The sequence below is a fragment of the Shewanella frigidimarina genome (assembly GCF_003797125.1).
In the GTDB taxonomy this organism is placed as follows: Bacteria; Pseudomonadota; Gammaproteobacteria; order Enterobacterales; family Shewanellaceae; genus Shewanella; species Shewanella frigidimarina.
Map to the genome: position 1 here is coordinate 146,198 of NZ_RKKE01000002.1, position 26,344 is coordinate 172,541.

At 42.2% G+C, this 26,344-nt stretch carries 25 protein-coding genes; 11 read left to right on the forward strand and 14 right to left on the reverse strand.

The features are described 5' to 3' along the window. Positions 1-144 precede the first annotated feature (144 nt). From EGC86_RS05690 to xthA, 10 genes are all read left to right on the forward strand, one after another. Entirely contained in the window at positions 145-1,713 is a 1,569-nt protein-coding gene (locus tag EGC86_RS05690; RefSeq protein ID WP_123776909.1) for an anthranilate synthase component 1, read from the forward strand. Positions 1,714-1,742: 29 nt separating this feature from the next. Then, positions 1,743-2,345: an aminodeoxychorismate/anthranilate synthase component II gene (locus EGC86_RS05695; RefSeq protein ID WP_041413496.1), complete on the forward strand. Its 603-nt coding sequence runs from the start codon at positions 1,743-1,745 to the stop codon at positions 2,343-2,345. Beyond that, on the forward strand, positions 2,345-3,388 hold the full coding sequence (trpD, locus tag EGC86_RS05700) for an anthranilate phosphoribosyltransferase (RefSeq protein WP_123776910.1): 1,044 nt from the start codon (positions 2,345-2,347) through the stop codon (positions 3,386-3,388). Before EGC86_RS05695 ends, trpD begins: the two co-directional genes overlap by 1 nt. Then, positions 3,381-4,784 carry a bifunctional indole-3-glycerol-phosphate synthase TrpC/phosphoribosylanthranilate isomerase TrpF gene (gene trpCF / locus EGC86_RS05705; protein WP_123776911.1) on the forward strand — a complete coding sequence of 468 codons (1,404 nt, stop codon included), beginning with the start codon at positions 3,381-3,383 and terminating at the stop codon, positions 4,782-4,784. The genes trpD and trpCF overlap by 8 nt, the downstream gene beginning before the upstream one ends. Positions 4,785-4,841: 57 nt before the next feature. Then, positions 4,842-6,053: a tryptophan synthase subunit beta gene (gene trpB / locus EGC86_RS05710; protein WP_123776912.1), complete on the forward strand. Its 1,212-nt coding sequence runs from the start codon at positions 4,842-4,844 to the stop codon at positions 6,051-6,053. Further along, positions 6,046-6,849 (forward strand): tryptophan synthase subunit alpha, encoded by an 804-nt coding sequence (gene trpA / locus EGC86_RS05715; protein WP_102036510.1) that lies wholly within the window; start codon positions 6,046-6,048, stop codon positions 6,847-6,849. The genes trpB and trpA overlap by 8 nt, the downstream gene beginning before the upstream one ends. 90 nt (positions 6,850-6,939) lie before the next feature. Further along, positions 6,940-7,833, forward strand: a complete 894-nt coding sequence (locus EGC86_RS05720; protein ID WP_102036511.1) for a substrate-binding periplasmic protein — start codon at positions 6,940-6,942, stop codon at positions 7,831-7,833. Positions 7,834-7,953: 120 nt separating this feature from the next. Next, the gene (locus EGC86_RS05725) at positions 7,954-8,505 is read left to right on the forward strand and encodes a septation protein A (RefSeq protein ID WP_011636895.1); all 552 of its coding nucleotides are present in this window, start codon (positions 7,954-7,956) and stop codon (positions 8,503-8,505) included. 35 nt (positions 8,506-8,540) lie between these two features. Next, positions 8,541-8,840, forward strand: a complete 300-nt coding sequence (locus tag EGC86_RS05730) for a YciI family protein (protein ID WP_011636894.1) — start codon at positions 8,541-8,543, stop codon at positions 8,838-8,840. Continuing rightward, positions 8,840-9,646 (forward strand): exodeoxyribonuclease III, encoded by an 807-nt coding sequence (gene xthA, locus EGC86_RS05735; protein WP_123776913.1) that lies wholly within the window; start codon positions 8,840-8,842, stop codon positions 9,644-9,646. Before EGC86_RS05730 ends, xthA begins: the two co-directional genes overlap by 1 nt. A 244-nt stretch (positions 9,647-9,890) precedes the next feature. On the opposite strand, the gene EGC86_RS05740 is transcribed toward xthA, so the two are convergent. From EGC86_RS05740 to EGC86_RS05785, 10 genes are all read right to left on the reverse strand, one after another. Further along, on the reverse strand, positions 9,891-11,126 hold the full coding sequence (locus tag EGC86_RS05740) for a hypothetical protein (RefSeq protein ID WP_245423111.1): 1,236 nt from the start codon (positions 11,124-11,126) through the stop codon (positions 9,891-9,893). Positions 11,127-11,179: 53 nt separating this feature from the next. Continuing rightward, the gene (locus EGC86_RS05745) at positions 11,180-13,513 is read right to left on the reverse strand and encodes an EAL domain-containing protein (protein WP_123776915.1); all 2,334 of its coding nucleotides are present in this window, start codon (positions 13,511-13,513) and stop codon (positions 11,180-11,182) included. Between the two features lie 2 nt (positions 13,514-13,515). After that, positions 13,516-13,821, reverse strand: a complete 306-nt coding sequence (locus EGC86_RS05750; RefSeq protein WP_123776916.1) for a hypothetical protein — start codon at positions 13,819-13,821, stop codon at positions 13,516-13,518. 50 nt (positions 13,822-13,871) lie between these two features. Then, positions 13,872-14,102, reverse strand: a complete 231-nt coding sequence (locus tag EGC86_RS05755) for a hypothetical protein (protein WP_123776917.1) — start codon at positions 14,100-14,102, stop codon at positions 13,872-13,874. A 252-nt stretch (positions 14,103-14,354) separates the two neighbouring features. Then, complete coding sequence (locus EGC86_RS05760) at positions 14,355-15,800, reverse strand: methyl-accepting chemotaxis protein (RefSeq protein ID WP_123776918.1); 1,446 nt, start codon at positions 15,798-15,800, stop codon at positions 14,355-14,357. A 237-nt stretch (positions 15,801-16,037) separates the two neighbouring features. Beyond that, positions 16,038-18,281 (reverse strand): xanthine dehydrogenase family protein molybdopterin-binding subunit, encoded by a 2,244-nt coding sequence (locus EGC86_RS05765; RefSeq protein ID WP_123776919.1) that lies wholly within the window; start codon positions 18,279-18,281, stop codon positions 16,038-16,040. A 2-nt stretch (positions 18,282-18,283) separates the two neighbouring features. Then, a complete protein-coding gene (locus tag EGC86_RS05770) occupies positions 18,284-18,736 on the reverse strand; it encodes a (2Fe-2S)-binding protein (RefSeq protein WP_059747435.1) in 453 nt (150 codons plus the stop codon). 2 nt (positions 18,737-18,738) lie between these two features. Continuing rightward, positions 18,739-19,347, reverse strand: a complete 609-nt coding sequence (locus EGC86_RS05775; RefSeq protein ID WP_123776920.1) for a nucleotidyltransferase family protein — start codon at positions 19,345-19,347, stop codon at positions 18,739-18,741. Between the two features lie 13 nt (positions 19,348-19,360). Continuing rightward, complete coding sequence (locus tag EGC86_RS05780) at positions 19,361-20,377, reverse strand: XdhC family protein (protein ID WP_123776921.1); 1,017 nt, start codon at positions 20,375-20,377, stop codon at positions 19,361-19,363. A 123-nt stretch (positions 20,378-20,500) separates the two neighbouring features. Continuing rightward, positions 20,501-21,145 carry an MBL fold metallo-hydrolase gene (locus EGC86_RS05785; protein ID WP_123776922.1) on the reverse strand — a complete coding sequence of 215 codons (645 nt, stop codon included), beginning with the start codon at positions 21,143-21,145 and terminating at the stop codon, positions 20,501-20,503. Positions 21,146-21,326: 181 nt separating this feature from the next. Here EGC86_RS05785 and EGC86_RS05790 point away from each other — a divergent pair, with 181 nt between their 5' ends. After that, on the forward strand, positions 21,327-22,616 hold the full coding sequence (locus tag EGC86_RS05790; RefSeq protein ID WP_123777358.1) for an alpha/beta fold hydrolase: 1,290 nt from the start codon (positions 21,327-21,329) through the stop codon (positions 22,614-22,616). Between the two features lie 120 nt (positions 22,617-22,736). On the opposite strand, the gene EGC86_RS05795 is transcribed toward EGC86_RS05790, so the two are convergent. The 4 genes from EGC86_RS05795 to EGC86_RS05810 all read right to left on the reverse strand — a co-directional run bounded on the left by EGC86_RS05795 (position 22,737) and on the right by EGC86_RS05810 (position 26,343). Beyond that, on the reverse strand, positions 22,737-23,393 hold the full coding sequence (locus EGC86_RS05795) for a nitroreductase family protein (RefSeq protein ID WP_011636882.1): 657 nt from the start codon (positions 23,391-23,393) through the stop codon (positions 22,737-22,739). Between the two features lie 283 nt (positions 23,394-23,676). After that, entirely contained in the window at positions 23,677-24,222 is a 546-nt protein-coding gene (locus EGC86_RS05800) for a thioredoxin family protein (protein WP_123776923.1), read from the reverse strand. 222 nt (positions 24,223-24,444) lie between these two features. Then, the gene (locus tag EGC86_RS05805) at positions 24,445-25,914 is read right to left on the reverse strand and encodes an ATP-binding cassette domain-containing protein (RefSeq protein ID WP_123776924.1); all 1,470 of its coding nucleotides are present in this window, start codon (positions 25,912-25,914) and stop codon (positions 24,445-24,447) included. Between the two features lie 138 nt (positions 25,915-26,052). After that, positions 26,053-26,343 (reverse strand): putative quinol monooxygenase, encoded by a 291-nt coding sequence (locus tag EGC86_RS05810; protein WP_059747424.1) that lies wholly within the window; start codon positions 26,341-26,343, stop codon positions 26,053-26,055. Between the last annotated feature and the right edge of the window lies 1 nt (position 26,344).

A 26,344-nucleotide genomic window follows, 5' to 3' on the forward strand; every position in this document is an offset into this window, starting at 1 on the left:
TTAAGAGACAAGATTTTACCAAAAAGCCCGCAGAGATGTGGGCTTTCTTGTTATTTGGCCCATTCAATTTAGTCACTCGGGTTACATAATATTAAAGGCCAACAGATGATAAACAAACAGGATACAAGGAGCGGCGACATAGTGATGACGACAACAGTGACTGCACCAAACCAACTCGCTCAGGTTACCACGCAAAAGCAGCCATTAACCTACCATACTGATCCGCTAAAACTGTATCAGCAAGTCACTAATAACGCGCCGCATACCATGCTATTAGAGTCTGCTGAGGTCGAAAGTAAAGACCACTTAAAAAGTATCGTACTCACCCATGCGGCAATGATGATACGTTGCGACGGTTATCAACTCACTTTTAGTGCATTAACGCACAATGGTGCGGCCTTGTTAGTGCCAATTGCCAACTTCTTCAGTGATGCACAGCAACAACGAGATAATGATACTTTAATCGTCACGTTGAAAAAGGCCACCGAGTTACAAGACGAAGATGCACGCTTAAAGTCAACATCTCCTCTTGATGGCTTAAGAATGTTTATTAAGCACATACAAACCAATAATCCACTTAAATTTGAAGATTTATTTTTAGGTGGTGTATTAGCATATGACTTAATTGATACCGTCGAGCCACTCCCTGCTGCGCCCAACGCTCACAACGATTGCCCTGACTATTTATTCTATCTTGCTGAAACACTTATTTTAATTGACCATCAAACTCAGCAAGCCGAGATTGTTAGCCACCAATTCAGTCAAGATAACATCATTGCACAACAATTAGATCTGCAACTGCAACACGTCATCGAACAATGCGCCGAGCTAGGTGATATTGCTCCGTTAACACCAGTGACAACCGACGAAAAAGTTAACATTACTGACGAGCAATTTAAGCAAACCGTGATTGATTTGAAAGAACACATTGTCGCCGGTGATATTTTCCAAGTGGTGCCATCTCGTTGTTTCAGCTTACCTTGCCCGAATACGCTTGGTGCATATCGCGCTTTGCGCTTAACCAATCCAAGTCCATATATGTTCTATTTTAGAGGTCCTGATTTCACCTTATTTGGTGCGTCGCCAGAAAGTGCCCTGAAATATGATGCGGCCAGTAACCAAGTCGAAGTATATCCCATTGCAGGCACGCGTAAGCGCGGTAAAAATGCCCAAGGTGAGATTGATTTTGACCTAGACAGCCGTATCGAACTTGAGCTGCGTTTAGATAAGAAAGAATTATCAGAACATTTAATGCTGGTCGATTTAGCCCGTAACGACATCGCTCGCATTAGTCAAAGCGGTAGCCGTAAAGTGGCTGAACTGTTAAAAGTTGATCGTTACTCGCACGTGATGCATTTAGTCAGTCGTGTTACCGGTCAATTACGCTTAGATTTAGATGCTCTGCACGCTTATCAAGCCTGCATGAACATGGGAACCTTAGTAGGAGCCCCAAAAGTACGTGCATCACAATTAGTACGCCAAGCAGAGCAAGCTCGTCGCGGCAGTTATGGTGGCGCAGTGGGTTACCTCAATGGTCTCGGCGACATGGATACCTGCATCGTTATTCGTTCAGCTTTTGTTAAAAATGATGTTGCTCATATACAAGCAGGTGCTGGCGTGGTGTTTGACTCAGACCCACAAGCCGAAGCGGATGAAACACGTCAAAAAGCCCAAGCGGTCATTTCTGCGATAAAAATGGGAGGTGGGCTATGAGCACTGCAACCACACAAGCAAATAAACCGATGAAATTATACCTACTCGATAACTTCGATTCGTTTACTTACAATCTAGTCGATCAATTCCGCAGTCTAGGTTGTGAAGTTGTCATTTATCGTAATGATGTCAGTGCCGATTATGTGGCTGAAAAGCTCATCAATGAAACCGGTAAAACGGCATTGGTGTTATCACCCGGACCTGGTGCGCCTCATGAAGCGGGTTGCATGATGGAACTCATTGGCAAAGTGGCTGGTAAAGTCCCAATGCTTGGCATCTGTTTAGGTCATCAAGCCATGGTTGAATATTATGGCGGCAAAGTAGAACGAGCACCGTTTGTTGTCCACGGTAAAGCCAGCCCGACCTTCCATAATGGTCAGGGCGTATTTGCCAATTTACCCTCCCCATTACCGGTTGCCCGTTATCACAGCTTAGTTGCGACTAAAGTACCTGACTGTTTAGACGTTATTGCCACCACAGATGACATGCCAATGGCAGTATTGCATCCACAACATCAAGCAATGGGCTTTCAATTTCATCCAGAATCAATTTTAACCACCTTAGGCAGTCAGTTACTTACGCAGACATTAGCGTATTTAACCCAAGACCATGCCTTTACTGGAGGTAAGTAATGGATAATCTGCAAACCTTATTCGACCATCTGTACCAAGGTAAGCCATTAACTCGCGAACAAATGGCACAAGTGTTTAGCACTATTATTCAAGGTGATATGCAACCTGCTACCATGGCGGGTATGTTAGTGGCGCTAAAAATGCGCGGCGAAACCATTGATGAAATAGCCGGAGCGGCTGACGCATTGCGCCAAGCAGCTAAACCCTTCCCTCGCAGTGATGCCTCAAAACAAAGCGGCATTGTTGATATTGTCGGTACAGGTGGCGATGGCCATAACACCATCAACATTTCGACTACAGCCGCATTTGTTGCAGCAGCTGCGGGGGCAAAAGTAGCAAAACACGGTAACCGCAGCGTATCAAGCAAGTCTGGTTCTTCTGACTTACTGTCACATTGCGGTATTGCGCTCACCATGGCACCAGACGCTGCAAGCCAATGTTTAGATAAGCTTGGCTTATGTTTTCTATTTGCGCCGCATTACCATGGCGGAGTGAAACACGCAGTACCAGTAAGACAAGCGTTAGAAACTCGGACCATTTTTAATGTGCTAGGCCCATTAATTAACCCAGCAAGCCCAGAATTTATGCTATTGGGCGTCTATACACTTGAACTCATCGAACCTATTGCGCAAGTACTTCATGCCCTTGGGGTTAAACGCGCTATGGTGGTGTATGGCAGTGGTTTAGATGAAGTAGCATTACATGATAATACTCATGTGGCAGAACTAAAAGACGGTGTGGTGCGTACTTACCAACTTAGCCCTGAAGATCTCGGCGTTAACCGTGCAGACATAGCACAGCTAACGGGTGGAGAACCAGCACAAAACGCTTTAATCACTCAAGCCATTTTACAAGGTAAAGGCCTCCCTGCTCATCGAGATGCAGTGGCGATTAATGCAGGTTGTGCTTTGTATATAAGTGGTATTTGCGACTCAGTTCAAGCCGGTACTCAGCTAGCACTTGCCACACTCGCCAGCGGTACAGCTTTTACCTTATTAACCGATTTAGCTGCCGCGAGCCAAGCTGGAGAACACAATGAGTAAGCCAGAAAGTAATGTATTAACCCGTATTGTTGATACAAAAGCGGCCCATATCGCCGCGCTAAAACTGCGTTTCCCTGAAGCCCGACTACAGCCTAAAATATCTGACCGTAGCTTATACGATGCCATGAAAGCGCCTAATGCTCAGTTTATTTTTGAGTGTAAAAAGGCCAGCCCTTCTAAAGGGCTTATTCGCCCTGTGTTTGATGTTGAAGCCATCGCAGATATTTATGTCCATTACGCTGCAGGCATCTCAGTACTCACCGATGAACAGTTTTTCCAAGGTGACATGGACTACATTCCAAAAGTCCGCGCTAGAGTGACTCAGCCAATTATCTGTAAAGACTTTTTTGTCGACCCGTATCAAGTGAAATTGGCGGCCCATCAAGGTGCGGATGCCATTTTATTAATGTTGTCAGTGCTTGATGATGAGCAATATCGTTTATTAGCCAACGAAGCGGCTAAGTATCAATTAGATACCTTAACTGAAGTGAGTAACCAAGAAGAATTGATCCGAGCGATTGATCTCCTTGCCCCAATAATTGGTATTAACAATCGTAATTTACGCGACTTAAGTACTAATTTGGCGACAACTGAGTTATTAGCGCCACAGATCCCAGCAGACAGAGTCGTTATTAGCGAATCAGGTATTTATAACCATCAACAAATTTGCCGCCTAAATCCATTGGTTGACGGTTATCTTGTTGGCAGTTCAATTATGGCGCAAGACGATATTGATTTAGCGTGCAGACAACTTATTTTTGGGAACAACAAAGTCTGCGGTTTAACTCGAATTGACGATATTGAGGCAGTGGCGACTGCTGGGGCGGTATTTGGTGGGCTAATTTTTCATCCCCAATCACCTAGATCCGTAACACCTGCACAAGCAAGTGAATTAATCGCCCAAATGCAGCAACGTAATATTGGCTTAAATATGTTGGGTGTGTTTGTTAATCACCCCGTTGCAGATATCGCTTCATTAGCCCAAATGCTGAATCTTTTTGCCGTGCAATTACACGGCAATGAAACTGAACTTGAAATCACAGAATTAAAAGCGTTACTTAAGCAACAACAGCTCAATACCAAAATTTGGAAAGCCGTTGCAATTGACAGTAACAACGGCGAAGTGAGCCAAAAACCTGCTGGCGCCGATCGTTATTTATACGACAGCAAGTCAGCACAACAATTTGGCGGCACCGGGCAAACGTTTAATTGGCAAGCAGATATTGATGATAAACAAGATGCGATGTTGGCGGGAGGATTAACCCCAGACAATGTTTATCTAGCAAGCCAACAAGGATTTTATGGGGTCGACTTAAATTCAGGAGTAGAATCTACCCCTGGCCATAAAGACCACCAAAAACTGATTGCTGCATTTACTCAATTACGCCGTAATTAATTTTCTATTTACGACATTATTTTTAGTTAAAAACATGATTACTCGAAGGGAATATTTATGACCGAGCTCAAGCTTAACCCTTATTTCGGCGAATACGGTGGGATGTACGTACCGCAGATTTTAGTGCCTGCATTAAAACAACTCGAAACGGCCTTTGTTGAAGCACAACAAGATGAAAGCTTTATTGCTGAGTTTACCGACCTGTTGAAAAACTATGCTGGTCGCCCAACAGCGCTAACACTTACCCGTAATTTAAGTCCAAATCCGCTGGTGAAAATCTACCTAAAGCGTGAAGACTTACTCCACGGCGGTGCGCATAAAACCAACCAGGTATTGGGTCAGGCTTTGTTAGCTAAGCGTATGGGTAAAAAGGAAATCATTGCCGAAACAGGCGCTGGCCAACATGGTGTAGCCACTGCCCTAGCCTGTGCGCTTTTAGGCTTAAAATGTAAAGTATACATGGGTGCAAAAGACATTGAGCGTCAGTCTCCAAACGTATTTAGAATGAAGCTAATGGGCGCTGAAGTTATTCCTGTGACATCGGGTTCATCAACCTTAAAAGATGCTTGTAACGAAGCCATGCGCGACTGGTCAGGCAGCTATGATAAAGCCCATTACTTATTAGGTACAGCAGCAGGACCACACCCATTTCCAACCATTGTTCGTGAATTCCAACGAATGATTGGCGAAGAAACCAAGAAACAAATTCTTGAAAAAGAAGGTCGTTTACCAGATGCCGTTATCGCTTGTGTAGGCGGTGGCTCGAACGCTATTGGCATGTTTGCCGACTTTATTGACGAACCGTCAGTGGAATTAATTGGTGTAGAACCTGCTGGTAAAGGAATTGATACCCCGATGCACGGCGCGCCGCTTAAACATGGTAAAACCGGTATTTTCTTTGGGATGAAATCACCCTTAATGCAAAATAGCGACGGTCAAATTGAAGAGTCATATTCGGTTTCAGCGGGGCTTGATTTCCCATCCGTTGGGCCACAACATGCGCATTTAAATGCCATTGGTCGTGCTCGTTATGAGTCTGCAACCGATGATGAAGCACTTGAAATGTTTCAAACGCTCGCTCGTTGCGAAGGGATTATTCCTGCATTAGAGTCTGCCCATGCCCTAGCCTATGCTGTACGCATGGCAAAAGAAGCCACTAAAGAAACCATTTTAGTGGTTAATTTATCCGGCCGTGGTGACAAAGATATTTTTACAGTGGCAGATATTTTAGAAGCCAAACAAAAACAACAGGAGAGCGGCAATGAGTAACCGTTATCAAGCAAAATTTGCTGCACTGAAAGCACAAGATAAAGGTGCGTTTGTTCCTTTTGTGACCATTGGCGATCCGAGCCCTGAATTATCGTTAAAAATTATTCAAACCTTAGTCGATAATGGTGCGGATGCTCTTGAATTAGGCTTTCCTTTTTCAGATCCATTAGCCGATGGCCCTGTTATACAAGGTGCTAACTTACGGTCATTAGCGGCAGGTACAACTTCTAGTGATTGTTTTGACATCATCACTAAAGTCCGCGCTCAACACCCTGATATGCCTATCGGATTATTGCTTTATGCCAACCTAGTTTTTGCTAATGGTATTGATGAGTTTTACGCTAAAGCTCAAGCTGCTGGTGTTGATTCAGTGTTGATTGCTGACGTGCCTGTTGAAGAGTCTGCTCCCTTTAGTAAAGCCGCCAAAGCACATGGTATTGCACCGATCTTTATTGCACCGCCCAATGCTGATTCTGACACCTTAAAAATGGTCAGTGAACAAGGTGAAGGTTACACCTATCTATTATCACGAGCTGGCGTCACGGGTACAGAATCCAAAGCGGGTGAGCCAATTGAGAATATTCTGGCACAGCTGGCCGAGTTTAATGCGCCGCCACCGCTATTAGGTTTTGGTATTGCCGAGCCTGAGCAAGTGCGCGCCGCTATCAAGGCTGGAGCCGCTGGTGCTATTTCAGGTTCTGCAGTGGTTAAAATCATTGAAGCACATCAACATGATGAAGCCACATTACTCGCGAAACTGGCTGAATTTACCGCTACAATGAAAGCGGCGACATAAGCCCCATTTTTGGTCAAAAAAGGAGCAATTTTATTGCTCCTTTTTTTATGTCCGTTATACTAGGACAAATATCAACCAACTCGGTGTTATATGAAAAGTTCGTTAATAGGGATTTTAACGATTACCATTCTATTTGTTAGCTACAGTCTTAAGGCTGTGGATACCTCTGTACAACCTAAAACTATCGTCACTTATAATGCTGCAATTCATGGGATTGACCCAAAACAAGCGTATTTTGTCTCGTTACTTGAACTTGCGTTAGAAAAAAGTCGCGATAAATATGGTGACTTTCAAATGAATGCCGCCATGATCCAAATGCCACAGGGTCGAGCACTTAAAATGGTGGCTGATAACACGATTATTGATGTTGTCTGGACCATGACCAGCATCGAACGAGAAGATCAATTACAAGCTATTTATGTGCCATTGCTTAAAGGACTAATGGGTTACCGAATTGGGTTAATCCGTAAAAATGATCAAGCTAAATTTGATAACATACACTCCATAGAAGACATCAAAAAAACCTTAATTGGCCAAGGCGCTGATTGGCCAGATGTGCCAATTTTGAACAGTAATGGTTTTACAGTCACATCGGGCAGTGATAGTCGTTTAATAGCGATGTTACTGAAAGGTCGCTTTGACTACTATCCCCGCTCAATACACGAACCATGGCGAGACTTGTACCGTTATCCAGATGTAATACTTGAACAAAGAATTTTATTAAAGTATCCCGCCCCAATTTATTTTTTTGTCAGTAAAGACAACACATCCTTAGCGCAGCGAATTGAATTCGGCCTAAGAAAAGCCATCGATGACGGTAGTTTCGACGACTTATTCTACAACCATCCAATCACTCAAGGTATGCTCAGTAAATCAGAGCTGGATAACCGCACTGAATTTGTGCTGCATAATCCCTTTTTATCTAAAAAGAGTGCTGATCTACTCAACGAAACTCAGTTATGGCTCACCTTAAAGCAACAATGATCACTCAGGGAGCAATAGCACGACTGCTTATGGTTCATAAACACTATCTCATCATGTTACAATCGGCATATATTGTCGTAGTGACAGCGGTTTGTTGTCCTTTTCCTGCAAGAGATTTTTATGAAACAACTGTTAGACTTTTTACCACTTGTCATTTTTTTTGCCGTTTACAAATTCTATGATATCTACGCCGCAACAGGAGTATTGATTGCTGCCACGGCTATTCAACTCGTCATTACCTATCTGATTTATAAACATATTGAAAAAATGCATTTAGCCACCTTCGCCATGGTGACGGTATTTGGTTCCCTCACCCTATTTTTCCACGATGATGCTTTTATCAAATGGAAAGTCAGTATCGTTTATGCCTTGTTTGCTATAGGGTTAATTGCCTCACAAATCATGGGAAAATCTGCGCTTAAGAGCATGTTAGGCAAAGAAATGAAAGTGGACGATAGAATATGGGCTCAAGTCACATGGTATTGGGTTGGATTTTTTGTATTATGTAGTTTCGCCAATATTTATATTGCGTTTAATTTACCTTTAGAAACCTGGGTTAATTTCAAAGTATTTGGCTTAACCGCCCTTACCTTAATTAACACAGTAATAACGGTAGTTTATCTGTATAAAAATATGCAAGATGACAACTCGCAACCTACTGATAACCAATAATTGTTTATGTAAAATCAAATAAAGGAAGCAGCTATATGTGGTATATGATTTCATCTCAAGATGTTGAAAACAGTCTAGAAAAGCGTTTATCTGTTCGTGCTGAACATTTAGCACGTTTACAAGCTTTAGCCGATGAAGGCCGTTTATTAACTGCCGGACCACACCCTGCAATTGATAATGAAAATCCTGGTGAAGCGGGTTTCACAGGATCATTAGTTATCGCTGACTTTCCTTCATTAGAAGATGCACAAGCTTGGGCTGATGTGGATCCTTATATCGGTGCTGGCGTGTACAAAAGCGTTATCGTTAAGCCATTTAAACGAGTGCTTCCTTAATGAAAATAGTTTCTTTTAATATCAATGGTATTCGTGCTCGTTTGCATCAACTGCAAGCTCTCATTGACAGTCATTCACCCGATATAATTGGCTTACAAGAAACCAAAGTGCATGACGAAGCTTTCCCAGTAGCTGATGTTGAGGCTATGGGTTACAAGGTCCATTATCATGGTGGCAAAGCACATTATGGCGTGGCGATGTTGTCAAAAGCAGAACCTGTCAATGTTGTTAAAGGTTTTGAAACCGATGATGAAGACGCGCAACGCCGCCTGATTATTGGTCAATTCAAGCAAGATAATGGCCGCATATTAACCGTTTTCAATGGTTACTTTCCACAAGGTGAAAGCATCCATCACGAAACAAAGTACCCTGCGAAACGTAAGTTTTATCAAGACTTAATGGTGCATTTAGAAAAGCATCATAGCGCAGATGAAGACATCGCGATTATTGGTGACATTAATATTTCGCCAACCGATTTAGACATCGGTATTGGTGAGGTTAACGCCAAACGTTGGTTAAAAACCGGTAAATGTAGTTTCCAACCAGAAGAACGTGAATGGTTAGCACGTCTACAGCAATGGGGCTTTATCGACAGTTTCCGTCAATTACACCCTACTCGCACTGAACGTTATTCATGGTTTGATTATCGTAGCAAGGGTTTTGATGATAACCGTGGACTTCGAATTGACGTCATTCTGGTCACAGAGTCAATGTTGCCACGTTTAGTTGAGTCAGATGTAGATTACGAATTACGTGGTATTGATAAACCATCAGACCATGCGCCAATTTGGAGCACATTTAGTTAGTCGAAGTGGATGTTAACTGACCCTTAGATTAAACGATATGATGCTTGAAAAAAAACGCTATGCCTAACAGCATAGCGTTTTTTTATGATTGTTGACTCTGCGTTAGCCATTAGCCCATGCTTGTAGTTAACCCATATTAGCCGTTAACTAACCTAAACTTGGAATAATAAACACCTTTCAAACTGCCCCTATCTTGCTAACTTTGTCTTGCTAACTTTATTGAATTAACTTGCAGTAGGCTTAACTAAAAAAAGTAACGACTAGACACTTGCCATTGTTGCTCAAGCAGCTCGACCGATTCATTAAGATACGCTCTAGCAGGTCGAGTTGAATCGACAGCATTGTATTCAAATTGGATAAACCACGGTCTATCGAGTTGATATTGATACGCAAGGGTCAATGATTGGCCATCTTCATTATTATTATCCTCAGGAGTAAGATCATTATCGGAAACAGAAAAGTCTTCAACTCTTAGGCTTAATCTGTGCTTGTCCCAACGTTTACTCAATAACACATAACCAGAATAAAAATCATTATCGACCACAGGATAACCGTCAGTATTGGTCATTAAGGTGGTCCCTTGCATAAATTGACTGATTAAACTGACACCAAATGGCAAACGCCATTTTGCCCCGATGTGACCAAACTGGGTCAACCACACATATTGACCTTGCTTAACAATATGCGTATTGGCGTTATTATCATAATAGCCGGCTTGAACACTGCCTTTATTACGCCAAGTCCACTTTGCGAGTACATGCCCACCGATACGGTCGTCAAGTTCAGTAAAAGGGTCTGAGTTAGCGGCTTGGGCCTCTAACATACCACCCTCTGCCATTGCAGGAATGGCAGTGATAGGAATGGTTTCTTGCACTAATGTTTGTCTTGAGGTTTGAGTCCAGCCGTGCCAGGCCAGCATAGCGCCGGTGGTATCGTTAAACATAAAGGCTTCTGCAGTTAACGAAAAATCATGCTCTGATTGCCGATATTTCCCTAATGATTCAACCGTTGTCGACAGGCCAATGTGCCTAACCTCTTCGGCCAGCCAATTATTCATGGTTGAATAGTTTAAGGTGAAAGGTGATGCCCATGCGGTAGCGACATTTTCTAACGATATTTGCGGATACATCAAGCCAAACTGAACATCAAACCGAATACCTTGCTCACTCGGAATATCCCGATAACGTAAAATGGCTTCAGTGATACCTAACCCATTATTGATACCATCAACATATCCATTCGCCACAATACGACTCGACCAGGCATCGCCCCATTGGCTGTGATAACTTAACCCCAGTTGTGATAAAGCTAAGTGCGCGCCATTGTCAACGCCAAACTTGCCCAATCCACCATCCAAATAAGAATCGATGCTATCAGCATAACCAACACGGACATCTATCACGCCACTGAAATCATGCTCAACATCTGCATGACCAATCACGTCATTATCCAATGGTTCGGCATAAATACTGCTACTCACACACAGTAAGCAACACACTATCCTTGTACGTAAGCCGCAAATAATCAATTCTCCTACAGGTAATCAGATTGCCCTAACCAGTCATTAAACTGCTGTTCAGGCAATGGTCGCGACAAATAAAAGCCTTGGCCCATTTCGCAGTTTAGATTGGTTAACCATTCTAAAGTAGCCTTGTCTTCAATGCCTTCGGCAACCACTTTAAGGCCTAAATTATGAGCTAATTGTAACGTCGATTGCACAATGATTTGGTCTGCTTCATTTTCAAGCAACTTTTGCACAAACGACTTATCAATTTTAAGTTCATCGACCGGCAGCTGTTTCAATTGCGCCAATGAAGAATAGCCAGTGCCATAGTCATCTATTGATAACGTGAGTCCATTTTGACGCAATAACGTGAGCTGTTTTATTGCCAGCTCGGGATCAGATACCACCGCATCTTCAGTTATTTCTAACGTCATCGCGGTAACAGGTACATTATGCTCAGCGAGGGCATTAATGAACCAGTGGCAAAATTGCTCGTCTTTTAAATTTTCAGCCGAAATATTTACTGCTATACACATATTAATACCCAGTAATTGCCAACGATGATATTGATCCATCGCTTCAGTAATCACCCAACGAGTTAATGCATCCATTTGCATGGTTTTCTCGGCGATAGGGATAAACGTATCAGGTGGAATAATGCCTCTAGCAGGATGATTCCAACGGACGAGAGCCTCTACATGGGTAATTTTTTGTTTGGCTAAGTTTAATTTGGGTTGGTAATACAACACTAACTGATTTTGCTCGATAGCCACTTTAAGTTCATTAATGAGCTGAAAACGTTCAATACTATTTTTATCGATATTGGCGTCGTAGATTTGATAGTCACGCTTATTTATTTTAGCATGCTGCAGAGCGGTATCTGCTTGTCTTAGCAGGGTAACAATATCTACGTTTGGCTGATAAAAACTGACACCAGCAGTAAACTGCAAATGTAACATTACATCTTGATAACGATAATCCTGACCAATTTGATTTTGGAGCTTTTTGAGAAGCACATCAAACGATTGGTGCTCACAATGTTTAAATGCTAAAACGAATTCATCACCCGATAATCGATAAGCTAGGGCATCGGGATTTACCTCACATAAACGCTTAGCCACTTCTTTAATCACCTCATCGCCTACAGCATGACCTAACGTGACATTAATTTCAGTCATGCGGCGAATATTAATTAAACACAGCCCCATCGTTGACCCCGCGACTAACCAAGGTTCAATCGTGCGCTGTAATTCATTACGATTACCTAAATTGGTTAATGAGTCATGATAAGCTTGATGAGCAATGGCTTTTTCTCGTTGTAAAATAGCTTGCTGCATTGAGGTAAATTCAGTGGCTAATTGTTGTAGCTCAATACTGGAATCGACACTCACACTGGAGTCATAATTACCTTGTGCGATAAAACGTGCTTGGGCTATTAATTGTGTGATCGGCCGAGTGATACTGCCCGATATCCAAAACGCCAACAACAATGACACCGGTAACATCATAACTAACACCGCGACCTGTTGTAACCACTGTGATTCTATTGAAGCCAACAAATCAGCGCGGGATTTATACATATAGGCATGTAAAGATTGGCCATCAACTTCACCTAAAAATTGCTTCCACAGAATATAATCGTGGTTGGTTTTCTCTTCGATGATATAACGCGATAATAGTGAGGTTTCATCGTCTGGCAACGACAGACCAGAATGGCCAACCGCAATGACATTATTTTTGGTTGTTAACATAAAACCGCTGTTTAAGCCGGTGAGCTTCTGCAACGAATTAGCTAAGGTATCATCGATAAGAAACCCAAAACCCACCCAACCGATAACGCTATTACCGCCACTAGTGAGTGGTGAAAACTTAATTTGATACAGTTTATTATCTAATAAATAAAATGGGCTCAGTGCTTCAAACTCGGAACCTAACTTGTATCGAAACACTTCATTCTGTTCAGAGCCAAAAGCAACGGCTTCACGACCTAATTCACCTTGCGAGGCCACCAGCTGGCCAATAACGTTACCTTCGGCAGACACAGCCATTGCTAAAGATGCATTAATCCGACTGCGATGATTATTTAATGCCACCAGAAAACTACGATTATCACCATCAATAAAAATATCTTTTAAGCCAAAGTCCTTTGCGGCCGTCGCGGCAAATGCCGCCAAATAATAGTTTCGGTTATCGTATTGCGACTCGAAAACTAAGCTCGCTACTTCAAGTTGATTGGCCACATACTGTTGCTCTAACCTTTGATTAGCTTGGTATGTTAACCAAAAAGACAAACTCAATACGGTAATGATTAACAATACAAAAAAAGCAAAAATCCGTGTTTGTAGCCGATTAAAAAATAGCAATACTAGTATCCTTCTAAAAATTCAAATTCATCTAAACTTTGCTGGCTGGGGATACTATCAAAATCAGCCTGCAGTGTAATAGTCATCGTGTTAGCACTGGGAAAATGAACAGGTTTCACTTGCTGATTATCAGACATTTTTAACTGTGGATGCCACACAACCAGCTTAAAGTCATCTGCCGGTAAATGCTCAAATGTCACTATCCCTTGTAAATTGGTCACAGCATAAAATGGGGTGTCGACCACCACCGACATCCAGTCATGCACATTACAGCCCATAGACACATGCCCTGTTTGCTCAAATCTCAATATTTGCTGTTGTTGCTGATGACGAAGTTTGAATGAAAAACGCTTAGGCCCTAAGGAGAGAATTGCTTATCTTTTTGATGAACTTCAGCTTTATTAGGAGTAACTGTGGTAACAATATTGGCAGGAGCGCTTGGGAGTAAATACACCACCATGTTTTGTGCTGGTTGCCCTTGAGCGTTTAGCACCACAATGCTTTGAGGTGCCGCGTTCACGGCAGAGATGCCAAATAATATTCCGCTTAAGGTCAGCACTATAGCAACGCGCGTAGAGGTAATGATCATTGATACTCCTGATGATGTTTGCTTAATGACACAATAAAGCACCGAAATAAGGTGGCGATAACAAACATGCACCATGCTATTCACAGATATCTAATCTGTTACTAATTTAAGTGGTGTTAGACGGTTAATTCGAATCCGTACACTCAAACCACCACTTAACAATTTAGTAACAGACCAGATACCTTAGTATTTTATTTTAAGCTAATCAAAAATATATCAACGATCTCCTCTTTATTGATAAAGCCGTAAGCGCTAGATTCTATATTGACTTAAAATCGCCGCTAAACCTTTAGACGATTGATTCAAATCTTTAGCTAATACACCAGCTTGTTTGGAAGTACTGCGAATCGTTTCCGATTGATGACGAATTTGATTAAGTTGTGAGGCTATATCCCTTGCAGACATGCTTTGTTGTTCCGCGGATGCTGCTATTTGGCTGCTCATATCGAACACCGCATTAATAGACTCAGCCATATGAGTAATATCATCACCCACCGCTTTGATACTCGCACTCCCTTGGTCTGCTTCAGTAACAATCACATTGGTAATACCGGTCAGCTTTTTAGAGCCTTGTTGCAACCCTTCAATCATTTTTTGAATTTCTACGGTGGCTTTTTGGGTACGCCCCGCAAGGGTACGCACTTCGTCCGCCACGACCGCAAAACCACGACCTTGCTCACCGGCACGCGCCGCTTCAATAGCGGCATTTAATGCCAATAAATTGGTTTGTTCAGAAATACTATCAATGGTGGTAACGGCATCATTAATTTGGGTAGCATCACGAGAAAGTTGTTCTACTGATGAAAATGCTTCTGCAATACGCTCTGATAGGTAACTAATACGTTTAACCGCATCGTTAATCTTACTTTGACTTTGCTCTATTTGCGTTGCATTTTGCTTAGTATTTAATGACGTATCACTTGCGTGATGTGACACATCGGCAATAGCCGCGGTCATTTGATCCATGGCATGTGCCACTGAGTCTAAAAAGTGATGTTGTTGATCTATCAGTTCGTCATTGGTACTGGCTTGATGATTAAACTCGTTGCCAGCAACAGCCAAGGTTTCAGCATTAATGCGGATAGCACCAACCATTTCACTCATGTTATCAGCACAACGATCAATGTCTTTGGCGATTAAACTGAAATCATCAGTACCAAAAAAGTTAAGTCTAAAGGTTAAGTCGCCGTCAGCGAGGCGTTTAATGGCCATGTACATTTCCCATAACCCGCCGCCTAATGACGTAGAAATCCAATAACTTAATTGAAATAGTGGCAACAATCCCACCAGCGCAATGATGAGCATAAATTGGGCATTGCCAATCGCGTCTTGTTCCCACTGCTGGACATTTTGGCTTTGAGTTAAATATTGATTACCCACATTGGCAGATGCTGTCACTATATCGCCACTGCGAGTACTCTCATCCCTTGCAGACACTTGCAGTTGGTTATCGGCAGCAAATTGTTGAAGCTCGGCGTTTTGTAATCCTTGACTGTTTGCCACTGAGGCAACACTTTGCACACGAGTGCTCACTCGGTCTAAAGATGATTGAGTAATTAAATCATTAGCTTGTTGGAAATTCAATATCGCGATAATACTTGTAATCGCGGTGACCATTGAACAAACAATCCAAAACTTACCATTAAGGCTGAACTTAATCATAATGGCATCAATTTTTCTAAACTGGATTTGCTTCATTTTTCAGCTTCCTGCGATAATTTATCGCTATAAAAAACAATTATTGAATATGGCGAGCATCAATATGCTCTGGGTTTATGACAAAAGATATAGAGAGTATAGACAAGCCTGACGGTTCATATGAAAACTGCATCTCAAATTCATAAAAATGCCTAAGTGCGAATACATTTAGGCATTTTACTTAATTATTATCGACTTAAGTGAGTAAAACTTAAGTGCTCTCTCTCACGAAAATGGCTAGACCGATACAAACTTATTGAGCGGTAAATCACGGTATCGAATTCCGGTTGCAGCAAAAATCGCATTGGTTAAACTCGGCGCCACAGGAGGTACCCCAGGTTCACCTACACCAGCAGGTTTAGCGGTTGACGCAATAATATGAGTTTCAATTTCTGGGCATTGAGGTAAACGCAATAAAGGATAATCATGGAAATTAGACTGCACGACTTTACCGCCTTTAAAGCTTATGTCTCCCATCATAGCTAAACTCAAGCCAAAAATAATCGCACCTTCAAGCTGCGACTTAACACGGTCTGGGTTTACTACAATCCCTGCATCCATTACCGCAATAGACTTAATCACTTTAAGTTTGTTATCAACCACTTCAACTAATGTCGCAACGGCAACGTAGCTCACAAAGCTGCGATGCACTGCCATACCCCAACCTTGGTTTTTACCCGCTTTAGGGGCTTTAGCTAATGCAGCTTCTAATGTATCGAGCACCTTGAGATAACGGCCCACATCAACAGGATGATCAGCTAGCTCTTCACCATAGTTACCGTATTTGAAACCTTGGTTTTCAAAGTTTTCTATCCGTGGTTTACCCAGTAATTCACGCCACATTTGTACACATGGCTTATTGGTTTTTACTGCCAGTTCGTCAACAAAGCTACCAATACCAAAGGCATGTTGAATGTTACATACCGAGCGCATCCAACCGATACGGGTATGTGCTTTAGCCTTAACTGACTCGAGTTGAATGCTTTCAAGGGCTAACGGCACGTCGCTAAAGCCTAAATCTAATTCACCATCAGAAGGATATTCAACACCTTCTGCAAAGGTTGAGCTGATTGAAGGGAACCCTGTTCTGGCTAGCAACGCTGTAGGCATGCTGTTGCCATCAACTTTAGCCTGATACATTTGCGCACTAATGGCATGGTAATAGCCATTTTGAATCTCATCTTCTCGGCTCCAACATACCTTGACAGGCTTATTAAGCTTTTGCGACAAAATAGCGGCTTCAACACTAAAATCTGGTTTTGATTTACGACCAAAACCACCGCCTAATAAGGTGACATTGACTTTGACTTGCTCTTCTTTAAGCCCTAATGCACCTGCAACATTTTGTTGGGTACTTTGCGGCGTTTGGCTTGATGCCCACAACTCACAGCCATCTGCGGTCACATTTGCTGTCGCCACCGGTGGTTCCATCATCGCATGAGTAAGATAAGGAACCGTATAAACTGCACTCAAGGTGTGTTCTGCTGGCCAGTCCGTTACTGAAGTGCCCAACTGACGGATCACTTTACCTGGCAGCTTAACGCGCTCAACCAAACCTTTAAGATACACATCAGAGTCATGACTGTCGTTTACTGACTCTGACCATGTAATCGCTAATGCTTTACGGGCTTCAATGGCACTCCAGCTGTTGGTGGCAATAACCGCTACACCGCCTAGAGCCTGAAATAACGGCGCACCTTTTGGTACTGGTAAGGTAATAATATCGACCACACCAGCAATTTTACGAGCTTTAGCATCATCAACGCTAACCACATCACTGCCTAACACTGGCGGGCGAGTGATACTGGCATACAACATTCCATCAAGCTTAATGTCATATCCGTATATTGCTTTGCCCGTTAGCATCGCATCCATATCGACAATAGTATGAGACTTGCCAATATGAACAAATTCGCTTTCAGGCTTTAACGTAACCTTGTCCAGCTCTGGCATAGTCAGTTTTGATGCCGCTAATGCAAGCTCACCATAAGATAAGTTTTTATTACTGCCTTTATGGTGTACTTTGTGCGCCTTGGCATATACCTCAGTAACGGGTACTTTCCATTTATCAGCAGCGGCTTGTTCAAGCATGGTACGTGCTGTTGCGCCCATTTGACGCATACGATGATAATGCTTACGGATACTGCGGCTACCATCGGTGTTTTGGCTACCATAGCGTTTATCCGCTAGCCCCTGCACTACTACAACTTTATCCCAATCGGCTTCTAATTCATCGGCTAAGACTTGCGGAATACCGGTGCGAATACCTTGGCCCATTTCTGAACGATGGCAGGTTAAATACACTTTGTTGTCTTCACCGATGGCGACAAATAAATTCATCAATGCCTGTTTGTCTTGTGCCAGTGCCATTGGGCTCCACACTAAACTAGTACCACCAAGGGCTAAACCACCACCCACAGCGCCAAAGAGTTTAAGCACGTTACGGCGACTAATGTTTTCAACTGCGGTAAATGTCGTCATGATTACGCCTCCGAAGCTGATTTGATCGCCGCTTTAATACGCGGGTAAGTACCACAACGACAAATATTGCCCGACATTGCATCGTCAATTTGCGTCTCTGTTGGTTTAGCTGTGGTTTTTAATAACGCAGCAGCAGACATTAATTGCCCCGCCTGACAATAACCACATTGCGGCACATTATGTTCAAGCCAAGCGTCTTTCAATTTTTGCGCTTCAAGACCTTCAATGGTTGTCACTTGTTTGCCCTGTACTTGCTTAAGGCTGGTCAAACAACCACGCATTGGGCTGCCATCAACATGAATGGTACAAGCGCCGCAGAGTCCTGCACCACAACCAAACTTTGTACCTGTTAAACCCAGTATGTCGCGCAAAGCCCATAGCACTGGCATATTAGGATCGGCATCAAGGGTAAAGTCCTTACCGTTGACCATTAATTTTTGTGTTGGGGTTGTCATAATTAATCCTTATTATCTAACCAGCGCGCTAAGTCAGCAGGCGTATCAATATCAAATTGCGCTTGTTCCATTGGAATAATGTTCAAGCTATTATTTTTATCATGTTGTTTTAGAATACTTTTAGCACCTTTATCGCCATCGATCGACATTAGCACAGCAAAATCTTTAGCTAAAAATATCGCTGGAACACCCACATTTTGTCGATAAAAAGCACAGCTTGTTAACCCATTTTGCTGATAGCGTTCGATAAGGTGTAAATAGTCATCAACATCAATGGCGACTTGGTCAGCAAGCACGAGCAACAATGCATCGGCTTGCTGTTCAATAGCGTATTGGCTGGCATGTTTAACGGAGCTGGATAACCCTTGTTGCCAATCAGGGTTAATGATCTGATGGCTTGTTGCGGTTATTGCCATGATCTCGTCATTAAGATGAGCGCCTAACACTACTGCTGGCGCTTTTATTCCTGCGGTGGCTGTCACCTTGTTAAGTGATACGATGCTGCGGGCTAATAAACTTTGATTACCTTTTACTTTAGCGAGCATTTTGGCGCCATGAAATCGGCTACTGGCACCAGCGGCTAAAATAACGGTAATGATATTGGGCTTCATTACTGACCCGCCATTACAACATCACACTATCAAGACTAGTGAGCTTGCTGTTATACAGCACGCCATGACATTGAGATAAAATACTCAACGCAACAGAGCCTGGCAGTTCACCACCTAACGCTAATCCTGCTGGTGCAGAGAAATAACCGCTAAAGTCTTTCAAACTGAGTTCTGCCATATCCAATACTTTATCGCGCCGATGTACTGGGCCTAACAATGATATGTAGGCCAGTGGCAACGGTTGTAATGTTTTTAGCGTTTTAGCATCAATCTGTAAATTATGGCTCATGATGAAAGCCGCATCTAACCCACTGAGTAAATCAGTAGATATCGACGGTGTCGGGTGTTTCATAATGTGGCAGCCCGGAAAATCATAGGTGCGAGCATAAGCAGTACGCTCATCAAATATCGTCACTTTCCAGCCCATGGTTTGTGCCATTTGGGCTATAGGTTTGGCATCTAATCCGCCGCCAAAAATACCAATATGCACCGGCGGACGCAGTGGAATTTGCAGTAACGTTTTATTTTGCTCAGTCACTTTAAGGGTTTTGGTATTTAGGGTAATAGGTGCTGCGTCACTAGACGCCTCTACAAAGTGGCCTGATATCTGATGGCTTGAAACGCCATCGGCAACAATCTCAAGCTGGTATGTACCACGATCACCACGCATTAAAGCATCATGAACACTCACCAAACTAAGGTAATTGTTCGCTTTATTCAGCGACACCATCATGATATTGACAATACCACCACAGCCCAGCTGATAACTGGTATCAGACTCATCCGTTGCGTCATAGGTTAACTGAATAACTTGCTGAGTTTGAATAGCGCGCTGGGCGTGACGACGTAAATCCGCCTCAAGACAGCCACCACTTAACATCCCCAGGCTTTTACCCATTGGATGAAATAGCATTATGGCGCCAGGTTTGCGGTAAGAAGACCCTTCTACTTGGGTAAGAACGGCAAGTACCCAGTCTTCTTGATAAGAAGGTAACCAGGTATCGAGTAAATCAACGAGGTGTTGAACCATGTTGGTTGTCCATCATTTGTAAACGCATTAGCTTAAGCTAACAGACTGGCTTTACAATGCAAAGAATCAATGGTTTCAACTTATTAATAAATAACCTCAATGACCTGATTACATAACAAATTGTTAATCAAATAACTGATCGGCAACAAAAGGGTTATGTTGTCGCTCGTCGGCGAACGTCGACATTGGTCCATGGCCGGGAATAAAACTGACATTGAGCCCTAATGGCCACAATTTGGTGGTAATGGAGTGAAGTAAGTCTTGATGATTGGATTGGGGGAAATCAGTACGACCAATTGAGCCTCTAAAAAGCACATCACCGACCCAAGCTAAATTAGCTATTTTATCATAAAAAACAATGTGTCCTGGTGTATGCCCTGGGCAATGTAACACCAGTAAATGCTGCTCACCTACACTAACCTCATCACCTTCATTTAGGTACTGGGTTGGTTCAAAAGCTTCAGTGCGTGGAAAACCAAAGTTTTGACTTTGTTTAACTAAGTTTTCTAACCAAAACTTATCCGCTATGTGCGGACCAATAATCGGCACTGCTAATTTTTTGGCTAATTCAGCGGCACCACCGACATGATCAATATGACCATGGGTTAATAATATTTTTTCAACATTTACTCCTAACTTAGCCACCTCAGCTAAAATCCGGTCAATGTTGCCACCAGGATCAACAACCGCAGCCTTTAAGGTTTTTTCACACCAAATAACACTACAATTTTGCTGAAAAGGCGTTACGGGGATGATTTGATACTTCATTGGCAACCTCGTCTTATGATCATTTGTTTATTATCACTAATTTTAACTAGGCAGCGTTGATCTAGATACCTTTTTAATGTGATATCCATCAAGTTACTGATTACTGATGTACAATATGGCTTATAAAATAGCGTTATTACCGCTGGCAATACACATTAATTCTGACTCAGCAGGCCTTATTATGCACATTGATCTCACCTTATCAGACATCGTCGCCCGTAAACATTTTTTCTCTGTGCCATTAGACTATCAACAAAGTCCAAGTAAACAGATTACGGTTTTCGCACGGGAAATTGTCAGTGTCGAAAATCAACATAAAAAACTACCCTACTTAGTGTTTTTTCAAGGTGGACCGGGTTTTGGCGCAGTAAGACCTGTGAGCAATAGTGGCTGGATAAAACGCGCGTTAACTGAATATAGAGTGTTATTACTCGACCAACGAGGCACCGGGTTATCAAGCCCGGTTAATGCCACCAGCTTAAGTTACATGAGTTCAACAGACCAAGCGGACTACCTAAGCTTTTTCCGTGCAGACAATATTGTTCGAGATGCAGAGTATATTCGCGCAAAATTATCGCCAGATGAACCTTGGAGTATTTTAGGCCAAAGTTTTGGTGGATTTTGTGTATTGCATTATTTATCTGCTGCACCAGAAGGCCTCAAAGAGGCATACATTACCGGTGGTATTCCTTCACTAGACCGCCCTGCTGAAGAGGTTTATCAAGCCACTTATCAACGTGTCATCGCTAAAAACAATGACTTTTTCAAACGCTTTAGTGATGCACGCACCTTAGTCGATGACTTAGCCAAATACCTTTACGAAAACAAAGTCTACTTAGCAACTGGTGAGCAACTCACGGTTGAAATGTTGCAGTTGCTAGGCATTAATATCGGTATGGAACAAGGCCCAGAAGCGGTTTACTATCTGCTTGAGCAAGCGTTAATTGAAACACCGCATGGTATCGACGTTAATCCACTGTTTCTGCATCAGTTCAGTCAATTTCTCGACTACAACACCAACCCTATTTTTGCATTAATGCATGAGTCTATTTATTGTCAGCAACAAGCATCAGCTTGGGCGGCACACAGAATACGAGCACAATACAGCCAATTTAACTATCGCCCTGACAAACCATTATTGTTCACTGGCGAAATGGTCTATCCGTGGATGTTTGCCCAATTTGAACAACTCATTCCACTGCAACAAGCCGCTGAGCTTATCGCAGCGAAAAAAGACTGGCCTGCGTTTTATGACCTAGAAAAACTGGCTAATAATAAAGTCCCGGTTGCAGCCGCAATATACAGCGAAGATATGTATGTCGAAATGCAATACAGTTTAGAAACCACAAAAAAAGTGGCGAACCTTAAGTATTGGCTCACATCAGAATATGAGCACAATGGCATTCGTATGGACGGCGAACGCGTACTCGATAAATTGATAAGCCTCAATCGCGGCCACTGTTTACGCTAGTGACTCAATACTCGTAAACGTGTTCAGCTTTTGGCTTCAATAACATAAAAAAAGGGGCATAAGATTACTCTTATACCCCCTTTTTTATTAACATCAGCCGCGTAAAAAGCGACTCGTTAATTATAAAACCTGTAACACTTGATCAATGTTTAAACGAGATTTTGGTAACTTGGCGTTGTAGTCTTCATCTGAATGATGATAACCAAATGCTAATGCAACTTCACACACATAACCGTCCAGCTCTTTAGCAAATATTTGACCTAGCATTTCACTATCAACACCTTCCATTGGCGTAGAGTCGATACCAAGGCGCGCTAGCGTATGCATAGTGTTACCTAATGCTAAATAGGTTTGTGACTTAGTCCAAGCAGCATTGTTACCCGCTTCATCAGTGTTTAAATCAACAAATGCGTATCCACCAAATGCACTTTCGCGATCTTCAGGCTTAGTACGGCCATCGATAATGCCTTGATCAACCACTTTGGCATAGTCTTCGCGGGTATACTTGGGGTTATATGCAAACAATATAGTATGTGAAGCCGTTTTAGCATGCGGTTGATTAAACTGAAACTTATTAGCATAAGAGTCATGTAAACGTTGCTTGGCTTCGTCACTTTCAATCACGATAAATTTCCATGGTTGAGAGTTAATTGATGACGGCGATAACACCATAGCGTCATAAATCACGGCTAAATCTTCTTTAGGCACGCGTTTAGTCGCATCATAGCGTTTGGCAGTGTAACGTTTTTCTAAATCAGCAATAATGGCATTGGTCATGTGATATCTCGATTTTAACAATGAGTAAAAGGACTGGCAGTTAACGACATTGATTAATGCAGGTGATTAACATCATCGATTAACTAACCTTGTTAGTCACAACCATTGGTCGTAAATAACATCTAAAATTCAAACTAAACACAAAAAAATAAAATAATAATTAACAATAAATACAATTGGTTAACACCGTAATTTACTCAACACTCTGTTTACCCTGTTATGGTGCTTAAAAACAATTTTTCAAGGTTTATAGCGCACTAAATTTATAGCCAACTGAACGGGCTTATCGCCATTTAATAGAGCAACCCATGCTGGCAGTTTGCTGTTTAGGCCCTTTGCCTATTGCAGCAATCATTTGCATGGCTTGTAGTAGTTCAGGTTCTCTGTTCGGCGCATCTTGCAAACGCGCATCATCTAATCGGCCACGATATTGCAATTCACCGAGATAATTAAAACCAAAAAAGTCAGGAGTGCACACAGCACCATATTGCTTAGCCACTTGCTGATCTTCGTCCACTAAATAAGCAAATTCAAAACCATGTTGCTTGGCAAAACTCAGCATATTTTGTGGCGAGTCAGCCTCAACATCATGATAATCATTAGACATGACCGCTAACACATTGATGCCTTCAGCCATTAATTGCTTTGTATCCGCGGCTAAACGCGTCGCAATGGCTTTAACATAAGGACAATGATTACAAATAAACATAATCAATAAGCCCTTTTCTCCTAAGTGTTCACTCATGGTAAAAGCATTACCATTGGCATCTTTCAATGTGAAATCAGGGGCTTTCCAGCCATAATCGCAAATGGGTGTATCAAGTAGCATCAGTTTCCTTAAGCGTGTCGCTGTATGTCTATAGCCCTATTACAGCTCAATTCACTCAATATTCAAGGCTATCTGCGTTAATGTGGTTATGATATACAAAAGTTTAATCGCCATATACAGCATAATAATTGAAACATTATCAATTATTATTAGAAAATAAACTCACAAACAAAAATAGCCAACCTAAGTTAGCTATTTAGAAACTCTTTTAACACGACGGTATTACCCCTGAGAAACCACCGCCCGATAACCATCTTGATTTTCATCTTTCACAAATTCAATATAGTGCTGAATACTGTATAGGCTATCTTCTTGATAATGCGAGACATACAACAATTGACTTAAGTGTTCTTTGGCAATGAGTTCAAGGGCATTTTTTATCAGTCGGCGTCCCAAAGAATCCAAACCTTGATAAGGCTCATCGAGGATCAATAAGGTGGGTTGTTTCACAATGGCGCGAGCGATGAGTAATAAACGTTGCTGGCCATATTCTAATTGTCGAAAAGCGGTTTTACTTAAATGGCCCATGTGTAAAATGGCCAACCATTCTGCAGCAACAGATATTTGCTGTGCCGTCGGTTTTTGGTACAAACCAATAGAATCATAAAAACCAGAAACAATCACATCCAGTGCGCTACAGTTAACCCGATATTGCAGATGTAATGCCGAAGACACCATACCGATGTGTTTTTTTATTTCCCAAATGCTCTCGCCTGAACCTCTTTTGTTACCAAAAATATCAATGTCGTTGCTGTAACATTGTGGATGGTCGCCAAAAATAAGCCCCAGTAAAGTACTTTTACCGCAACCATTTGGTCCTTTTACTTGCCAATGCACACCATTATCAATACGCCAGTTCACGCCCGAAAAAATCACTTTATCGCTGTAAGCCACTCGTCCATTGTTTAACTGAAAAACCGGGTTAGCAAATAATGGCTTGTGTCTGTGACGACGAATAAGCGCTAACATATCATCGCTTTGTTGACCCGCTTGCGCCGTTAACTGGGCAATAACAGGATGGTTATCCCACTGTGATTTGGTCATCATACTGTCTAATTTACCATGACTGAACATAGCAACATGTTCAATCCAATCTGGCATATCTTCTTCACGCGACACCACGACCAGTATCTGTTTGGTTTGAGATAATTGTTGTAAATATTCTGTGAGAGTCTGTCTGTGTGCAACATCAAGACCTGCATAAGGTTCGTCGAGCACTAAAAAAGGCACTTGAGTTGCTACTGCACGAGCAAGCATTACTCTGCGGCCTTCACCGGTAGACAATTGAGCAAAAGGACTTAAGCTTAAATGCGTTAAATCTAATTGCTGCAGCAATTGATGGGTTAAGTCATTGTCATGGCATTGATTAAAAACAACCCCAAACACGGTCGTTTTAGGATCGGTATATCCCAGTGACTCGCTGTCATCTTGCTCTAAAATAGCTTCAAGCAGTGATTGTTGCTCAAGCAATGACACTAATGCCACACTTGCTGGCGTGACACCAATAATATCGCCACTGTACGTTAAGGTTTGCGCATCAATTTGCTGAGTTAATAACTGGCCAAGCAATGCACCTACATCACCTTCGGTGCTAAATACCCCCCAAGATTGTTGAGGCTCAATAACCCAATCATTAATGTCGACAGTGACACTCGATGAACTGCACTGCAACTGCGTAAATCTGATTTCCATCTTGTCACTTATCCTTGTATTTAAAGCGATTCATCACTTGAGTGTCTCATAAGATACTAAAAAAAATCGACAAAAAAGCAGAACATTTTATGTTCTGCTTTTGGATGTCACTCAATTGAATCGCCAACTTACATAAAACTAGCCGATAACGGTCATTTCATTCAACGTAAATTCATCAACTGCACCTTGAGTTGCAGCCACAAAATCGGCTAAATGCTGATTTTCCATATGCACACGCCATAATTCACGGGTCTGCCAAGTCTCATAAAACATAAAGTGGGCAGAGTTTTCATTGTCTCGGTGTAAATCATAGTTAATACACCCTTCTTCTGCACGAGTGACTTCAATCAGCTTCAGCAACTCAGTTTTTACTAACTCAATTTTGTCCGCTTTAGCCTTAATGTTGGCTACAATTGTTAAATGTGACATG

Excerpts from the sequence above, each read along its gene's own strand:
- trpB (WP_123776912.1), top strand. The coding sequence starts at position 4,842 with ATGACCGAGCTCAAGCTTAACCCTTATTTCGGCGAATACGGTGGGATG.
- EGC86_RS05765 (WP_123776919.1), bottom strand. The coding sequence starts at position 18,281 with ATGACGACATTTACCGCAGTTGAAAACATTAGTCGCCGTAACGTGCTT.
- EGC86_RS05690 (WP_123776909.1), top strand. The coding sequence starts at position 145 with ATGACGACAACAGTGACTGCACCAAACCAACTCGCTCAGGTTACCACG.
- EGC86_RS05725 (WP_011636895.1), top strand. The coding sequence starts at position 7,954 with ATGAAACAACTGTTAGACTTTTTACCACTTGTCATTTTTTTTGCCGTT.
- EGC86_RS05780 (WP_123776921.1), bottom strand. The coding sequence starts at position 20,377 with ATGGTTCAACACCTCGTTGATTTACTCGATACCTGGTTACCTTCTTAT.
- EGC86_RS05775 (WP_123776920.1), bottom strand. The coding sequence starts at position 19,347 with ATGAAGCCCAATATCATTACCGTTATTTTAGCCGCTGGTGCCAGTAGC.
- EGC86_RS05720 (WP_102036511.1), top strand. The coding sequence starts at position 6,940 with ATGAAAAGTTCGTTAATAGGGATTTTAACGATTACCATTCTATTTGTT.
- EGC86_RS05795 (WP_011636882.1), bottom strand. The coding sequence starts at position 23,393 with ATGACCAATGCCATTATTGCTGATTTAGAAAAACGTTACACTGCCAAA.
- EGC86_RS05790 (WP_123777358.1), top strand. The coding sequence starts at position 21,327 with ATGCACATTGATCTCACCTTATCAGACATCGTCGCCCGTAAACATTTT.
- EGC86_RS05805 (WP_123776924.1), bottom strand. The coding sequence starts at position 25,914 with ATGGAAATCAGATTTACGCAGTTGCAGTGCAGTTCATCGAGTGTCACT.
- xthA (WP_123776913.1), top strand. The coding sequence starts at position 8,840 with ATGAAAATAGTTTCTTTTAATATCAATGGTATTCGTGCTCGTTTGCAT.
- trpD (WP_123776910.1), top strand. The coding sequence starts at position 2,345 with ATGGATAATCTGCAAACCTTATTCGACCATCTGTACCAAGGTAAGCCA.
- trpCF (WP_123776911.1), top strand. The coding sequence starts at position 3,381 with ATGAGTAAGCCAGAAAGTAATGTATTAACCCGTATTGTTGATACAAAA.
- trpA (WP_102036510.1), top strand. The coding sequence starts at position 6,046 with ATGAGTAACCGTTATCAAGCAAAATTTGCTGCACTGAAAGCACAAGAT.
- EGC86_RS05770 (WP_059747435.1), bottom strand. The coding sequence starts at position 18,736 with ATGACAACCCCAACACAAAAATTAATGGTCAACGGTAAGGACTTTACC.
- EGC86_RS05695 (WP_041413496.1), top strand. The coding sequence starts at position 1,743 with ATGAAATTATACCTACTCGATAACTTCGATTCGTTTACTTACAATCTA.
- EGC86_RS05730 (WP_011636894.1), top strand. The coding sequence starts at position 8,541 with ATGTGGTATATGATTTCATCTCAAGATGTTGAAAACAGTCTAGAAAAG.
- EGC86_RS05760 (WP_123776918.1), bottom strand. The coding sequence starts at position 15,800 with ATGAAGCAAATCCAGTTTAGAAAAATTGATGCCATTATGATTAAGTTC.
- EGC86_RS05800 (WP_123776923.1), bottom strand. The coding sequence starts at position 24,222 with ATGCTACTTGATACACCCATTTGCGATTATGGCTGGAAAGCCCCTGAT.
- EGC86_RS05785 (WP_123776922.1), bottom strand. The coding sequence starts at position 21,145 with ATGAAGTATCAAATCATCCCCGTAACGCCTTTTCAGCAAAATTGTAGT.
- EGC86_RS05810 (WP_059747424.1), bottom strand. The coding sequence starts at position 26,343 with ATGTCACATTTAACAATTGTAGCCAACATTAAGGCTAAAGCGGACAAA.
- EGC86_RS05755 (WP_123776917.1), bottom strand. The coding sequence starts at position 14,102 with ATGATCATTACCTCTACGCGCGTTGCTATAGTGCTGACCTTAAGCGGA.